General features: G+C 35.9%; 5 protein-coding genes and 1 pseudogene. All 6 read left to right on the top strand.

The window, feature by feature from the left end; translation table 11 throughout:
- Window positions 1–149: 149 nt before the first annotated feature.
- On the top strand, window positions 150–2168 hold the full coding sequence (locus tag CBE70_RS01420; protein ID WP_100157912.1) for a ligand-gated channel protein: 2019 nt from the start codon (window positions 150–152) through the stop codon (window positions 2166–2168).
- Window positions 2169–2936: 768 nt separating this feature from the next.
- A complete protein-coding gene (locus CBE70_RS18655) occupies window positions 2937–3146 on the top strand; it encodes a hypothetical protein (protein WP_100157911.1) in 210 nt (69 codons plus the stop codon).
- Window positions 3136–4515: an APC family permease gene (locus CBE70_RS01410; protein WP_088493212.1), complete on the top strand. Its 1380-nt coding sequence runs from the start codon at window positions 3136–3138 to the stop codon at window positions 4513–4515. Before CBE70_RS18655 ends, CBE70_RS01410 begins: the two co-directional genes overlap by 11 nt.
- Before the next feature lie 433 nt (window positions 4516–4948).
- A complete protein-coding gene (locus CBE70_RS01405; protein ID WP_232797323.1) occupies window positions 4949–6628 on the top strand; it encodes a ShlB/FhaC/HecB family hemolysin secretion/activation protein in 1680 nt (559 codons plus the stop codon).
- 62 nt (window positions 6629–6690) lie between these two features.
- On the top strand, window positions 6691–17958 hold the full coding sequence (locus CBE70_RS01400) for a two-partner secretion domain-containing protein (RefSeq protein WP_100157909.1): 11268 nt from the start codon (window positions 6691–6693) through the stop codon (window positions 17956–17958).
- A pseudogene (locus tag CBE70_RS01395) lies at window positions 17853–18431 on the top strand (VENN motif pre-toxin domain-containing protein); the annotation flags it as partial. The gene CBE70_RS01400 and the pseudogene CBE70_RS01395, both read left to right, overlap by 106 nt.

The following is an 18431-nucleotide window of genomic DNA, read 5'->3' as shown; positions in this document are numbered from 1 at the left end:
CAATATAGGGATGCAGTAAATAGGGATATAAAAATAATATTAAAATAACCAAGGGTAATTAAATTTATTTATTACCCTAATTTCTGAGCAATCGTCGATATATCCATCTATATAAAACGTAAAGAATATATATTCTTGGAGAATCGGGAATGGTAGTGTTAAATAAAAATAAAATCGCGCTTGGCGTTGTTGCTGCTATTGCATCAAGTTTTGTTATGACTGCATCAGCAGAAAATGTAGAAAAATTGCTTGTAACAACCGCTTCTGGGTTTAAGCAAACTGTTGAAGATGCACCTGCATCGGTTTCTGTTGTCACTCGTGAACAGCTAGAAACCAAATCTTACCGTGATGTGACTGACGCATTAAAAGATGTTCCCGGCGTATTAGTAACAGGCGGTGGAAGTAGTTCTGATATTAGTATTCGTGGTATGGATGCAAAATATACCATGATTTTGGTTGATGGTAAGCGTGTTACATCGCGTGAAACGCGTCCTAATAGTGATAACTCTGGTATTGAACAAGGTTGGTTACCGCCTTTACCTGCTATTGAACGTATTGAAGTTGTACGTGGCCCAATGTCTTCTTTATATGGTTCAGATGCAATGGGTGGGGTTATCAATATTATTACCCGTAAAGCGCAAAAAGAGTGGAACTTTAGTTTACGTGCGGACAGTACTATTACAGAGCGTAAAGATTCAGGTAACACTAATCAAGGCAGTTTTTATGCGGGTGGTCCATTAATTGATAATGTGTTGGGCTTGAAAATTCAAGGTCAATATTCACACCGTAGCGAAGACAAAATTGTGAATGGCTATAACCGTCAGATCACAGCAACAGGTGGCGGTACTTTAAGTTGGACACCTGATGAGCAGAACACGATTGATTTTGAGTTTAAAAAAGATAATCAACATCGTGACTCCCGTGTGTGGCATTCTAAATCAGGGGTGCCTAGCCGAGGAAAAACCCCTGAAAGTAGTTTTACTGACTATGAACTGACACATTATGCACTTACTCATGATGGTGTTTATGATTTTGGAACGATGAATACATATGTTCAGCGTGATGAAAGCCGTAATCCATCTCGTAAAATGGATTATGACGACACAACCGTGCGTAATCAGACGGTTTTAATGTTAGGTGATCATACCTTAAGTGTTGGTGCCCAATATCGTTATGAAGAATTAAAAGATGAAGGGAATAAACTTAAAGGTAGCAATAAATTAGACCGTTATAGTTGGGCATTATTTGCTGAAGATGAGTGGGCGATGACCAACGATTTCGCTTTAACGGGCGGTCTGCGTATGGATAAAGATGAAAACTTTGGTACGCACTGGACACCACGAGTATATGGCGTATGGCATCTTGCTGATGAGTGGACGTTAAAAGGAGGGGTATCTACCGGTTATCGTTCTCCTGATTTACGTCAAGCAACAGCATCATGGGGTCAAGGTACAGGTGGTGGTAGTTATGATGCAGTTATTTATGGTAACCCAAGCTTAAAACCTGAAAAATCAGTGACTGAAGAAATCTCAATTATTTGGGATAACCGTGAAAACCTGACGGCAAGTTTAGGTCTTTTCAATACCGACTTTAAAGATAAGATTATGGAAGATCGTCGTTGTGATAGCCGTACAAATAAAGACGGTTCTAAAATGACGGATCTACGTGATTGTACATTAGCAGATGGTGTTGGTAATAATGGGAAGCCTTATGACTTTGTTAGTGATAGAACTAACGTAGATAAAGCCAATATGCGTGGTATTGAAGCCACCTTTAATTGGACGATATCACCAGAGTGGAATTTAGCGGCTAACTATACCTTTACTGATACTGAACAAAAAAGTGGTGATTTCAAAGGTAAGCCATTAAATAAACAGCCACGCCATATGGCTAATGCGACCTTAAACTGGGAAACAACACCAGAAATGGAAACCTGGGCGCGTATTAACTTCCGAGGTAAAACCTCTGATTACTTATCACGCACCTCTATGTCACATGGTACGCCTTCTTATGCATTTGTTGATATTGGTACCAGCTACAGCTTAACCAAACAACTTAATGTGATTGGTGGTGTTTATAACGTGCTAGATCGTCGTATTGACCAAGAACATTTTAATACTACATTAGAAGGTCGTCGTTACAACATTGGCTTGAACTATAACTTCTAATTTTTCACCCTCAGTTTGTGTCATTAAGACTCCACTTGTGGAGTCTTTTTTTATCTCTAATTTTCTTTCATTTGCTCAGAATTAATACTGGAAAGTTTAAATATTGAGGTCTATATTTAGCTCAATAATTCATCTTATTCATCGTTTTATTCGGACTATTAGATTGTTATTTCTACTTATTACCAGTCATTTTTTTCTTAATTTATTTTCTTACTTTTTATTTATATAAAACAGGCTATTAAAAAATAGACACTTTTTATTAAAAGTCTATTTTTGGGAAATAAAGAAAGCATGAGTTAACAAAATATTAGCATTAATCTTATTAATGTATTTTAAATGCTTTATTTTGATGTTCTGTTGATGATATTAATTTTAATGTGAAGTTTAATTCTTATTTATCAATGTATTATGTTTTATTTTATTTCGATGTAGTAATGACTTTTGAAGTATTTAAAACTTAAAACTTGTGATAAAAGCACAATTATTGTTAATAAAATGTGGCGTTATATGTTGACTTAGTTTGCGAATTGAAAAGATCGTAAAAAAAGGAGGCTTTTTGATGAAAATGTATTGCTATTTAAGTCTGAGACGTGCAAAATGCGCCCACTAAAAATATGACTGATGCGTTTAAAGTGCATCGGTTTTTTTTTGCATTTTTACTTATTACTACACCAAGAGGTCAGATTCATTTGAGTCTGAATAGATAACATAATTTGATTAGCAGCCAGCCCCTTAGAGAAAGGGTTGTCATGATAGAGGAATGCTAATATGGTACAATTATTCTCTTTCGCAGTCGGGCCTAACGGCACTGCGGGCAATGATGACTACGGAGCACGGCGTCTCCTAAACACATACACATCTTTAAAAACTTCATTCTATTCTGTTTATAGGCAGATGCGAAGTCTTCCCAGTAACTGTCGGTTGAGTTTATCTAATACTCAAACCGAAGTTATGGGAGGGTTCGCTAATGTCAGATAACGTCATCTCCTCTATCGGCACTAACCAAACTGGTGCTAACAATCGAGTTCAATTACGTAAAACCTTGACTCTAATGCAGGTAGTCATGATGGGGCTTGCTTTTTTACAGCCTATGACTATTTTCGATACATTTGGTATCGTTTCTGGCATTACGAATGGTCACGTAGCAACCTCGTATGCGATTGCTTTAGTTGCAATTTTATTTACAGCTGTAAGTTATGGAAAATTAGTTAAGCGTTTTCCTTCCGCAGGCTCTGCGTATACTTATGCTCAAAAATCCATGAGTCCTTATGTTGGCTTTATGGTGGGTTGGTCGTCTTTACTCGACTATTTATTTATGCCAATGATCAATATTTTATTGGCGAAAATCTATTTACAAGCAATATTCCCGGGTGTTGAACCGTGGATCTTTGTATTTGGCTTAGTGGCTTTAATGACGTTCTTTAACCTGCGTGGTATTAACGTTGTTGCTAACTTAAATACAGCAATTGTTATTGTGCAAGTGGCAGTAATGGTTGTGTTTGTTGGATTACTTATTCACGGTGTTTATAACGGAGAAGGTGCAGGGGAGTTATGGACCTTTAGACCGTTTGCGTCTGTTGATGCTGAAGTTATACCGATGATAACCGGAGCGACAATACTCTGTTTCTCATTCTTAGGTTTTGACGGTATCAGTACATTATCAGAAGAGACACCAAATGCTGGTAAAGTTATCCCTAAAGCAATTTTCTTAACTGCGCTAATTGGTGGGATCATCTTTATTGCTGTTTCTTACTTTTTACAATTGTATTTCCCAGATATTTCACGATTCAAGAATCCAGAAGAGTCGCAACCTGAAATAATGCTGTATGTCGCTGGTGCTTTATTCCAGTCCATTATTTTAGTGTTCTCTTGTGTGACTGTATTAGCATCCGGTATGGCGGCTCACGCAGGTGTTGCTCGTTTACTTTATGTTATGGGTCGCGATGGAGTATTCCCAGAGAAGACATTTGGTTACGTACATCCTAAATGGCGTACACCTGCATTTAACGTGCTATTAGTCGGTTTCTTAGCCTTGGGTGCCGTGTTCTTTGATTTAGTGACTGCAACTGCATTAATTAACTTTGGTGCGTTAGTTGCGTTTACTTTCGTGAATCTGTCTGTTATTTCACAGTTCTATATTCGTGAGCGCCGTAATAAAGGATTAATGGATCACATTAATTACCTGATATTACCTATCATTGGTGCTGCGACAATGGGTGTCTTGTGGATAAACCTTGAACCAGGTTCTATGGAGTTAGGGCTTGTTTGGGGCGCAATTGGTATACTTTATATGGTGTGGATCACTCGTCGGTTCCGCCGGCCAATGCCACAAATGCCAGAAAAGTAATGCTATAAAAATTGTCATAAAAATCAGTGTAGAAATGGCTTCAGTAATGAAGCCATTTTTTTATTTTAAGTTTTTATTTACATGGAATAAATATTTCAATAATAAAATATTTTACTTTAAATTTTTCAAATTAAAATAATATAAAATGTAATTTATTTTAACTTTCATAATTTATTAAGGTTAACATTAATAAATTTATTAAGTGATTTTTGTTATTACATAAGACTGATTTTTTAACATAAGTTGATTTTTTTAATTTTTATATTGTTAAAGTCACGGTATTTTATTTGTTATTCAATTATTGATATTTACTTTACATATATTAATATCAATAATATTAAAGATTAGATGTATCCTAAATAAATACAATTAAAAGCACAGACTTTATTTATTACATAATATGAAAAAAATCATACTCTTTTTGAAATTATGGGTGTTTTTTACACTATTTAATATTCCTATATCTTCAGTATATGCTTCTGAAAAAGCGACTGAAATATTTAATCAACAACAACAGCATAACCAAAGTCAACAAGAGGCTCTTTATCAACAATTAACACCTGAAACACCAGATATATATTTTGATATTAGCCAATATGAAGAAAAAGAGAATGAAGCGGAAGAAAAACTCTGTTTTCAAATCGAGCACATTGAAATAACTAATGCAGAAGTTATTCCTCATTGGGTTAACTTACCTCTTTTTAAAACTGAATTTATAGGGCAATGTTTGGGGATAAACGGAATAAACACCGTCGTCACCCGCATGCAAAATCGCCTATTAACACATGGGTGGATCACAACACGTATTGTTGTACCTGAACAAGATATTAGTCGTGGAACATTATATTTAACAATAGTTCCCGGCATTATTCGCAATGTTAAGTTTACTGATGATTCTGATAAATATGCTTTGCTGTATACCAGTATGCCTGCGCATAAAAAACAGCTACTCGATTTACGTGATATTGAACAAGGGTTAGAAAACCTACAGCGATTGCCAGTTGTTAGTGCTGAAATGGAAATTAAACCAGGTGAAAATGCGGGTGAAAGCGATATTGTGATAAAACGAAAACAATCTCGTTTCTGGCATACTTCATTATGGATCAATGATGCAGGATCACCCGCAACGGGGCGTTATCAAGGTGGCTTAATGTTAGCGCTAGATAACCCTTTAGCGATGAGTGATTTGTTTTATTTATCAACAGAACGTGATTTAGATTTTGTTGGTAGTAAGAATAACCAAAATATTATGGCGCATTATTCAATTCCTTTTGGCTATTGGCTATTTGATATTAACGCCTCTAAATACGATTATTCTCAAACAGTAGCAGGTCATATTAAAGATATTCTCTATTCAGGAGAAAGTGACAGTATTAATGCAGGTGTGTCATACATTCTTTTCCGTAATCAGAAGAGTAAAACGGCATTACGTTATGGTGTTCAAGCTAAAGTCTTACGAAACTATATTGATAATACTGAAATTGAAATACAACGCCGACGAGTTAGTCATTGGTTAATGAATCTCTCTCATCGTCAATATTTCAGTTTTGGAACTTTGGAAGCTAGCATAAATTACCAAAAAGGAACTCGCTGGTTTGGTTCAATGGCTGCTTATGAAGAACAGTATCTTGATAATTACTATGCAACAGATAAAGCTAATATTTTAACATGGCGTGCCGAATTAGATATTCCAATATCTATTGCTCAGCAGCAGTTTAAATATCAAGCAAATTATCGAAAACAAATGACACAGGATGCATTAACACCTATTGATCAGTTTGCAATTGGCAATCGTTGGACTATTCGTGGATTTGATGGTGAAAGAACGCTCAGTGCAAATGAAGGTTGGTTTTTACAAAATACATTGAGCTGGCAATATCCAGCATCGGAACAGTTTATTTATCTTGGTGTAGATTACGGTGAGCTAAAAACAAACACGGATAATCCTCGATTATTAGGTAAACATCTTGCTGGTGGAGTTGTGGGCATAAAAGGTTCATTATTTTCATCCACAATAAAATATGACTCATTTATTGGTACACCACTATCTAAACCCGATGGCTTTAAAACGGATCATGTTAATTTGGGGTTTAGTATTAACTTTAATTATTAAAGCATAGAATTAACTCAAATATTAAATAAAAAATAATAATTAAATAAAAATTTATTGTCTTGATGGCAAGGATCTTACTCATGAATAAATTATGTTATCGCGTTATTTATAATCGTACTCGACAATTAATGGTTGTTGTTTCTGAATTAACTAAATCTAGCGGTGAAAATAATAAACGGAATAATATTTTTTCATTACCTATTAGCACATCACTTAATAGCGTGGCATTTGTATTACTGGTAATGCAAGGATTAGTGAGTTTTTCAGCACAAGCAAGCCAAATTATTGCTGATCAACACGCGCCTAAAAATCAACAAGCAACGGTATTACAAACAAGTAATGGGTTAGCTCAAGTTAATATCCAGCAGCCAAATCAACATGGCGTTTCTCGTAACCAATTTACGCAATTTGATGTTGATAATAAAGGTGCGATCCTTAATAACAGTCTACAAGATACTCAAACTCAATTAGCGGGTATGGTAACTGGCAATCCTTGGCTTGTTAATGGTGAAGCTAAGGTTATTTTAAATGAAATTAATAGCCAAAATCCGAGCCAATTAAATGGTTTTATTGAAATAGCAGGACAACGCGCTGAAATTATTATTGCAAATCCAGCAGGTATTAGTTGCCAAGGATGTGGCTTTATTAATGCTGTAAATACTACTTTAGTTGCAGGTAAAACATTAACGCATGAAGGCGCAATTTCTGGCTATGAAATTAATAATGGTAAGATTGTCATTTCAGGTAGTGGTCTAAATGATAGTCAAAGTGATTACACGCGTCTTTTAGCGCGTGCCGTAGAGGTTAATTCACGCATTCAAGCCCATAAATTAGAAATTACGACGGGTAAAAATACATTAGATAATGATGGTGATGTGGTTAGCCAAGATAATTCGGCGACTAAACAAAATGATTATTCCATTGATGTGGCACTTGTCGGTGGTATGTATGCCAATAAAATTAAACTCATTGGCACCGAATATGGTGTTGGTGTACGTAATGCAGGCGAGATTGGTGCTGAAGTAGGTGGTTTAACTCTAAATGAAAAAGGACAGTTAATAAATACGGGGATAATTCAGTCTAAAGCACAATTACAAATTAATACAGCAAGTGTAAATAACCAAGGTGTGATCACTGGAGATAACAATCTAACGTTAAATACCACTGGTGTTCTTGTGAACAGTGGTACATTACAAGCTAAAAATAATATCCAACTAGAAGCAACAGAAAACATTTCTCAAACAGCATCAGGCAAGGTACTCGCACAAGAAAATATTCAGATTGATGCTAAGGGATATTTAGCAACACAAAAGAGCCTATTGGGTGCAGGCATTGATAATAGTGGTAATGCCGTTAATTCTGCCTCGTTAACATTAAATGTAACGGATGATATTGTTTCTGCTGGCCAGCATTTAAGTGGCGATAAAATTAATTTAACGGCTAAAAATGTCGATATTTCAAATAGCAAAACGCAAAGTAAAGATCTACAAATTAGTGCATCAGTAGGGCAAATTAAAACAGAGCTTGCACAAGTTAATGCTAATACGGTAATGCTTAATGCCAAAACAGACATTATGAATCGTAAAGGCGAGATCAGTGGTGATAAGCTTCAACTTATTGCACCTAATCTTATTGATAATAGCGAGGGTAAATTAAGTCAATTAGGTGGTCATGAATTACAACTCAATTCTGTTGTATTAAATAACCAAAAAGGAGAGATTAATACCAGTGGAAACCTCTCGCTAAATCATCAAAAGCTGAATAATCAACAAGGTGATATTCAAAGTCTTGGTCGCCAATTAATAATTAAAACAACAGTGCTTAATAATCAACAAGGCACAATATCGCTACCTCAACAAGGCACAATCACCCTAAAAACCGAAACGCTATTGGGTAAAGAAGGTTCGCTATTAACAACAGGACAACTTTCTCTGCAAGGGAAAAATTTAGATTTAGAAAAAGCCACAACCCAAGCGAAAAAAATAGAGATCAGTGCAGTTAATCTTAACCATAATGACGCTAATTTAAAACAAACAGGTACTGAACTTACATCGATTAACGTAGAAAAAACACTCAGTAACCAACGCGGTAATATTCAGACGCAAGGCGCATTAACACTCAATGCTAAAGAGATAGATAATACGCAAGGTAAAGTGAGAACCTTAAATCAAAATCGATTAGATATAACCGCTAAAGCAACTATTACTAATGATAAAGGTGAGTTGATATCCGCAGATAATTTGAAACTTAATGCCAACATATTAACTAACCAACAAGGCAATATTCATGCTGATAAAGCAATTGATCTTACCCTGAACAATAAGCTTGATAATAATGCAGGAAAAATTGTTAGTAAAAATAACAGCGAAATAAAAGCGAGTACATTAAATAACGCTAAAGGTGAAATTGGTGCTAATGGGTTAAATATTACTTTAACAGGAAATGCAGATAACCAACAAGGTACAATAATTTCACAAGATAGATTGCGTTTAACTGCAAATAACGTTGATAACAACCAAGGTGTTATTCAATCAGAAAAATCCTTGTGGTTATCGACTCAAGGTGGAGAGTTAAATAACCAAAATACGCATCAATCGGGCGGAATTATTAGTAAAGAGAAGTTGCATCTAAACGTTGGTGATATTAACAATAGTCAAGGGATTATCAATGCTAAAAACCGTATTGATCACCAGAGTAAAATTGTTAATAACCAGCAAGGTAAAATCGTTACACAAGGTGATTTTACGGCTAATACGCAAGGGTGGGATAATACATCAGGGTTAATACAGGCATTTAATATTACAATTGACTCAAATAAACAGCAGTTAATTAATAGCGATACACAAAAAGATAAAGGTATTCAAGCAACACAAAACTTACTACTGAATACGGGATTATTAGATAATATCCGAGGTAATATTAGTGCTAGCCAATTACAACTAAATACAGCTAAAGCCGGTTTTATCAACCAATTTGGTCGATTAACATTATCTGATCATGCAACGTTAAAAACAGGTGCGATAAATAATCATGCAGGGCTGATTATTACCGGTAAAGATCTAATTATTGATAGCCACCAGCAAAAAATAACGAATAGTGAAACACAAAAAAGTGGCGGAATAGTTAGCCAAGGTGGATTAAATATTCACAGTGGTGATCTTGATAATCAACAAGGGCAAATCCTAGCTAAGCAGCAAGTTGATTTACAAACTAACATCGTGACTAACCAATCTGGACAAATTCTTAGCGAATTAGCGAGTTTAACACTAAAAGGAATATCGCTAAATAATAACCAAGGGCATCTGTTTTCTCCTCAACAATTACAATTAACTTTGCGTGATAACCTGATTAATCGTCAAACAATTGATGGTAATAAGGGTATCGAAACAAAAGGGAGATTAATTATCAATAGTGGGGATATTGATAGCACACAAGGTCGTATTGTTTCTGCTGATCAGTTAACCGTTAAAAGTGGCAACTTAATTAATCAAAAAGGCATATTAGGCAGCTTAAATAGCGATTTATCACTTACTAGTAAACAACTGATTAATGATAATGGCTCAATAAGTGCCAATAATATCACCATTAATACACAAGGTGAGCGTTTAAGTAACCAAAGTACTAAAACTAATAGCCAGATATTTAGTAAAAATGCACTCAATATTACAACAGGTGAATTAGATAACACCAAAGGAAAGTTGATCAGTAATGCTTCAGTTAATATTTTAACTAATGGCGAATTAAACAATAGCCAAGGAGAAATAAGGAGTCTTGAGACGTTAGAAATTGAGACAAAAAAAGCGCTGAATAACACGCAAGGATCACTTATTTCTAATAAATTAATGACGCTTATAATGGGAAGTGAGCTAAATAATACTAAAGGAAAAATCACTAGCCACGATGCATTATTCAGTGAAACTAAAGGAAAATTAGATAACACACTCGGTAAAATAATCGCTCGTAATAGTGCGAATATTTTATCTTATAGCGATTTAATTAACTATCAAGGTCGTTTAGGAAGTGAGAAGTCATCACTGACTTTAAATACACATCAAATTGACAACCGTAGTGGTGTTATTTCTGCTCAAAGTGATCTGAAATTAGATTCAAATAAATATGCTATCGATAACTCACAAACCTTGAAAAGTGGCGGAATTGTTAGTCAAAAAAATATCACCATTGATAGTGGAAAACTAAACAACCAAGATGGCCAGTTAGTTGCCAAATATAACGTAATAATTAATACGCATCAGCAACAAATCGCCAATAATAACGGCGTTATTTCCGCTGATAATGGCACTATTTCTATTGATTCTGCATCAATCAAAAATATTTCTGGGTTAATTTACTCCCTAAAAGAGATGGTAATTAATACCTACGGAAATGTTATTGATAATAGCAATAGCAAAAATAATGGTGGTATTTTAACCAAAGCTAGTTTAACGCTTAATGCTGGTGATATTAATAATAATGAGGGTAACTTAACGGCTGAAAATGATAGCAAAATTACCTTCAATCAATTGAATAACCAACAAGGAAAACTGGCAAGTCTTAAGCAAAACTTAGTATTAAAAGGTAGTGAACTTGATAATGATGAAGGATTGATTTATTCATCAGAAAAACTGCAAATAGGACTATCTGAGCAATTTAGTAATAACAATACGTCAGATGATCTGGGTGTGGTCAGTTATAGTGATATCGAAATAACAGCTAAGTCATTAAATAATCAGCAAGGTCGTATTATTGCGAAGCAAGAAAATAAGCTGACGTTAGGCGAAATTAATAATAACCAAGGTACATTAGCAAGCCAAACTGGGAAATTGCTCATAGAGAGTGCTCAATTACTTAATCAATCAGGATTGATTACAGCCAAAACAGAACTAAATATTAATACCAATAAACAGCGACTAGATAATACGCAAGGTGTATTAGCAAGCCAAACAGGCAAGTTAATTATAGCTAGTCATGAACTGTTAAATTATGCAGGACTGATCACGGCGAATACAGCATTAAACATTAACACTGACAAACAGCGTATTGATAATAGTGATACGGCAACGAGTGGCGGTATGACAAGTAAAGGTGAATTAAATATTAATGCCGGCAATATTAATAACCTTGAAGGTAAAATCACGTCAACGACTAAACAATCACTGTTTGTTGAAGAAATCAATAATAAGAAAGGTAAGATTGGTAGCATAGAAGAACGTGTATTTATAGAAAGTGGTGCTATTAATAACCAAAATGGTCTTATTACGGCAAAAACGCAATTAGATATTACAACAAAAAATAATCAGTTAGATAACAGCAATACCAAATCTCAGGCTGGGATTATCAGTCATGGGATCTTAAACCTTGTTACAGGTAATTTAAATAATCAATCTGGCTATATTTTTTCTGCTAAATCTTTATTACTCAATAATTTAGGCGTGAATAACCGTAGTGGCGAAGTTATTAGTCAGGCAAACGGTTTTAAATTAACGACTCAAGCGCTAGATAACCAACAAGGCACACTCTATTCAGTTGGTAATTTCACTTTAGATACACAAGGTTATGAATTAAACAATAGCCAAACGTTATCTGGTGGCATTATTAGCCAAGGAAAATTAGACCTAAAAAGTGGTGAGCTTAATAATACTCAAGGGCGAGTTATTTCTGATGATAACTTAAATGTTTCTAGTACAAAACTGATTAATCACCAAGCACAATTAGGCAGCAAACAGGGAGATTTAAATTTAAAATCAGCCGAAATTGATAATAAAAAAGGTGTTATTAGAGCGGATCAAAATGTCGTTATTAACACGCAAAAACAGAATATTAATAACCAAAATGGACTAATAAGTGCATTAGCTAACCTTACTATTTATAGTGGGCAATTTGTTAATCAAACAGGAAAAATAGCCACTAATAAGCAAGCAATTATTAATGCTGCCGATCTGGATAATAGGCAAGGTAGCATTGCCAGTAATAGCGATCAATTAACCATTAATGCCAATAATATAAATAATGCGAAAGGGCTAATTTATGCCGTTAAAGCGCTCACCATTAATGCAAATGGTAAGTTAATTAATACGAATAACAAGGCGAGAGCGGGCATTATTACTCAACATAATCTGAACGCAACTGTTGAGCAGCTAGACAACCAAAATGGATTAATTTCTGTCGCTGGTATGCTGAAACTAATTAGCCCTGAAAAATTAAATAATCAGCGAGGGCTGATAACTGTAGGCCAAAAAGCAGATCTACAAACAGAACAGTTAAATAACTATCAAGGAAAAATCTCTTCTGGCGATTTATTAACGATTAGTCACTCTAATACGCCACTTATTAATCGTGAAGGGACGCTGGTATCTTCTGGTGCAATTTCATTAAACAGTGGCGATATTGATAACCAGCAAGGGAAAATAACTGCACTTAATGCACTAACCATTAATAGCGGTGAGTTGCAGAATAATCAAGGTACCATATACGCCCAAAAAGAGTTAAATATCCATTCTCAAGAATTGGTTAATACCGATGGATTATTGCAATCAGATAGCCAGCTTAAGTTAAATACCAGACAAAATGATCTGATCAATTTAAATGGCAAAATTATTGGGACGACTGAAACCCAACTTAACGTCGCAGGGCTTAATAACCAAAAAGGACATATTCAGGCAACTGACAAACTGAATATTCAGTTAAATCAAAGTGAGTTAGATAATCAGCAAGGAACACTCTTATCAGCAAATAACTTACTGATTAACGGCAAGAGTATTAATAACCAACAAGGTGTTCTTCTTGCGGGTAACAATACTGAAATCACGCTAAGTAATGAATTAAATAACCAATTAGGTCAGATCCAATCTCAAGAACAACTCACTGTAACGGCTCAACAACTTGATAATCAGCAAACAGACGATGAAAACCTAGGATTAAAAGCAAATAATATTCATATAGCAGTGAATGATTTGCTTAATCATCAAGGCGTTATTCAAGCCAGTGAACAACTTAAATTAATTCCGGCTGAAAACCTGAATAATCAGCATGGCTTGATATCTGCTGCAATGTTGGCTATTGAAGGTAAAAGCGAAAATAAATTAGCTATTGATAATAAAAAGGGGCTATTAGCCGCGACACAACAGCTTCGTTTATGGGCTGAAAAGCTGAGTGGTAATGGTGAAATTCTTTCGGCTGGTAACAGTGAAATTCAATTAAAAACAGCCTTTAAGTTAGAAAAAGATGCCACAATTAAAGCGCAGAATTCTTTAACACTCTCTTCAGATGATGAAATTCATAACGCTGGATTTATTTATGTAGGTAATCAACTTTCAATTCAAGCAACTAATTTAAATAATAATGAATCAATAGCATCAGTAGAAAATGATGATTTGATTACGACTCGTAGCAAAAGAAGCATTGATGAGCATGAAAAGCGTAATGGCGAAATTAGTGCAAAACAACTGACATTAACGATTTCAGAAAAACTGCAAAATACAGGATTGATTGATGCTTTTGGTGGCTCACTCACATTAACGGCTGATGCTATTTATAATCAAGCAGGTGGACGCATTTATGGTGATAATATTCAGCTAAAAAGCCACCAATTCGATAATTACGCACTGTTTGAAGATATTGCTCCGGTATTAGCCTCTCGTGAAAACCTACAGCTTTTCAGTAATACAATAAATAACCGTAATCACGCCCTTATTTACAGTGGGGGCGATATGGCTATTGCGGGTTTTGAAACAGAAAATCTGCCAGAAAGTGTTGCCGCTGATGTGTTAAATAATGAAAGTGCATCAATTGAAGCGAGTGGAAATTTATTTGCTCATGTTTCAGAAATTAATAATCGAGATCTCTATTTAAAAATCAGCGATCCGGAAAAAGTATCAGAAGTACCAATGTATCAATTCGGTGTTGATCATAGTGGCGATAAATTTGATTCCGATGATGAGCGAATTTGGTATAACATCAATACGCGTGAGCATTTATTAAATATTAATGGTCGTCAATATAAAGACTTCTATGAGTTTAAATATAATATCATTACAGAAGAGTCAAAATTATTGCATCGTGATCCGGCATTAATATTGGCGGGCAAAGATATCACTTTAAAAGGTGATAATTTAAACAATATTGATAGCCATATTATTGCAGGTGGCAAACTGATTATTGATGGTATGCATATTAATAATCAGGAAACCGTAGGTCAGCGTATTGAATACCATGAAGGTACAGCAATAAAGCATAAAAGACCGGGTAAACGTAAAGCAGGCCGTAAGAAGAAAAGTAGCTCGACTTCACATTCTCGATATGGGCCGTTTGAAGTGGTTACTGATTTATCATTAGGATTACTTGAATATAAAGAAAATACTGATCTAACCTTAGATAAACGTCCTGAATTAAGTGAACAGAGTGAAATAAAAGTATTCACTACACGAAGATTTGGTCGGTTAATTGCTCATCATAATCAAGTCGATGTTGATACTGCGGAGCTAACCTCTATTACGCCTGAAAAAATAGATTATGATTTTGGGGATGATCTATCACTAACAAAATATAAAGAGAGCTTATTAACAGACCAAGGTGATCTTGCTCTCATTGATAAAATAACCACTACAAAACTTGATGATGCAATTAATGGCAATCAATCGACAGAAATCGTATTAAATAGTGGTGACACGGTTTCAGTATTTAACTCTGAGCAAACTACGATTACGCAGCCTAATAGCGTATTGCCAGAAATAAAACGATCAGAGAAACAACCTGAGTTTCCTATTGGTAAAGTAATTACTGTTCCACAGTTAGCAAAGCCAAATGCAGAGAAAATCATCGAAGTTAAAATTCAGACGGTGGCGCCTATATTAAAGCTCCCTGAAAACCGCTTATTTAATGTCAATAAAGGAACCGATAGCCAATATATTGTTGAAACTGACTCCAGATTTACTAATAAAAGGGAGTGGTTAAGTTCAGATTATATGCAAAATGCATTATCTGTTGATCACAATAATACGCATAAACGTATTGGCGATGGTTTCTATGAACAACGCATAGTACGCGATCAAATTATTCAGCTAACCGGTAATCAATATCTTGATGGGCATAATGATAACGAACAGCAATATCATACTTTAATGGATGCAGGTATTCGCTTTAGTGAAGAGTTTGGCATTAAACCGGGTGTGACATTAACGCCTGAACAGATGGCAATGATCACGACGGATATGGTGCTATTAACCAGTAGAGAGATCACATTACCTAATGGCTCCGTTGAAAAAATATTAGTACCTCAAGTTTATGCTCGTGTTCTACCTGGTGATTTACAAAACAGTGGTGCCTTACTTTCAGGTAGTGAAGTTATTTTAAATAATATTCCTGAGTTAAAAAATGAAGGCACTATTTTAAGTAAAACAGGATTACAAGCTTCAACCGATAATTTAATTAACCAAGGGTTAATTAAAGGGCAAACGATAGATTTACTTGCGTTGCAAGATATTAAAAATGAAGGTGGGCAAATTGCAGGACAAGACCGCATTAATCTGCAAGCGGGTAATGACATTATTAGTACAGCAACCGTATCGGGTAATAGTACTGACCAATGGTTAAATCGTGGTGCAGCCATTTATTTAACAGAGCCTGACGGTGAGATTGCATTAAAAGCAACGCGTAATTTAGCGTTAACAGCAACAGATATTCTAGCGAGTGGTGATAACAGCCAATTGGCGTTAACCGCAGGTAAAAATATTGAATTAGGCACTATTAATACGCGTCGCCAAGAAAATATTGATTGGGACAGCAATAATTATCTACATAAAACCACTGAGGAAGAGATTGGATCTCATCTTTATGCGGGTGATATCTCAGTAACATCGGGCGAAGATATTCGTCTTACAGCAACGGATATTCAAGCCACAGGCTCGCTAGGATTAAATGCAGGTAATGATATTTCATTACAGAGTGGCTATTCCTCTATTGATCAAATTGCACACAGTGTGACGAAAGATAAATCGTTTGGCTCTTCGGAAACTCGCACTACACATGCTGAAATTCATAATAAACAAGCAATAGGAACGCAACTAAAAGGAAATGAAATCTCTATTTCTGCTGGCAATGATTTAATTGCACAGGGCAGTGAGATTATTGCTACACAAGATATAAATCTTGATGCGGGTAATCAATTATCGCTCACCACAGTAGAAGAGCTTGCTTTCCAATCTTATGAAGAAAAAATCAAAAAATCAGGTATTGGTGGTACAGGGGGGATCGGCTTTACTGTGGGTAAATCTGCATTTGAGCAACTCAATAATAGTAATGCCGTGACTCAAAAAGGTAGTGTAATTGGTAGTACTGATGGCAGTATCCACATTAGCTCAGGGGATAATCTCACTGTTGATGGCAGTGAAATGATAGCCAAAAAAGAGATATCTCTTACAGGGGATTCTGTTGACATTTTGGCCACCGAAAACAGTTACACCGAACTAAGCAAAACCAAAACTAAGCAGAGTGGTTTTACCGTTGTACTAAGTGGTACCGCAGGAAGTGCAATTAATGGTGCTATTGCGGGATACAAAGCAGCCAAAGAAACGGATGATAGCCAAATTAGTACTTTGCAGAGTATCAAAGCAGGGCTTTCGGGTGCTCAGGCAGCAGGTGCAATTGCATTAGATAATGCGCAATCTGGCACTGATAATGAGAGCACAACGTTGATTGGTGCCAATGTTGCTTATGGTAAAAGTTCCTCTGAATCTGAACGTGTACAGCAACAAAATATTGCCCAAGGCAGTAGCTTAAGTGCAGGTGAAAATCTCTCTATTACGGCAACAAGAAAAGAGCAAGGCGATATCACCATTACAGGTAGTGAGCTACAGGCGGGGGGTGATCTTACCTTAAGTGCCACGCGAGATATCACATTACAATCAGCACAAAACCAAGAGACAATAGACAGCAAAAACAGCAGCAAAAGTGCATCTGTTGGTGTTGGCGTAACGGTGGGCTCGGGGGGAGTTGGGGTCAATATTAATGCCAATGGTAGTCGAGCGAAAGGATTTGAAGATGGCGATCATACCTATTACACCAATAGCACATTAAATGCGGGGCAAACGCTCACACTACAAAGTGGTCAAGATACAACCTTAAAAGGCGCTCAAGCGCAAGGTGATAAAGTTATTGCTAAGGTGGGCGGTGATTTACATCTTGAAAGCCAGCAAGNGGTTCGGCAAATATTTCGTTTAGCCGCGATAAAATGGACAGCAAATACCGTTCAGTGGAAGAACAAACAGGCTTATTTGCAGGCAATCAAGGATTTGATATTAGTGTGGGTAAACATACCCAGCTTGATGGTGCGGTGATCAGCAGTAAAGCCGATGCAGAAAATAACCAGTTAGATACGGGTACATTAGGCTTTAGTGATATCCATAATTACGCAGAATATAAAGTTGAGCATCAATCGGGTGGAGTGAGTACTTCAGGTGGCGTTGAAGGTAATATGCTTGCCAATATGGGGCATGCATTAGCCATGGCAGGCAACCATAGCGATAGCGCTGAAAACACTACCCAATCTGCGGTATCACAAGGTACATGGACAGTGCGTGATAGCAATAATCAACAGCAAGATATCGCGCAATTAAGTCAAGACACGGATAACGCTCACAGCATATTAAATAAAATTTTCGACAAAGAGAAAGAGCAAAACCGCCAACAGAAACAGCAGTTAGTGGGTGAAATTGGCGCGCAGATTATTGATTTGGCAACCACAGTTGATACTATTCGTGGCACCAATACTGCCAAAGAAGAGTCAACATTAAATCGCCTTTCAGACACC

This window comes from Proteus columbae (assembly GCF_002777965.1).
GTDB classification, from domain to species: Bacteria; Pseudomonadota; Gammaproteobacteria; order Enterobacterales; family Enterobacteriaceae; genus Proteus; species Proteus columbae.
Note: the sequence above shows the minus strand (reverse complement) of the source record. Positions and strands in the feature narration are given on the sequence as shown.

Excerpts from the sequence above, each read along its gene's own strand:
- CBE70_RS01420 (WP_100157912.1), top strand. The coding sequence starts at position 150 with ATGGTAGTGTTAAATAAAAATAAAATCGCGCTTGGCGTTGTTGCTGCT.
- CBE70_RS18655 (WP_100157911.1), top strand. The coding sequence starts at position 2,937 with ATGGTACAATTATTCTCTTTCGCAGTCGGGCCTAACGGCACTGCGGGC.
- CBE70_RS01410 (WP_088493212.1), top strand. The coding sequence starts at position 3,136 with ATGTCAGATAACGTCATCTCCTCTATCGGCACTAACCAAACTGGTGCT.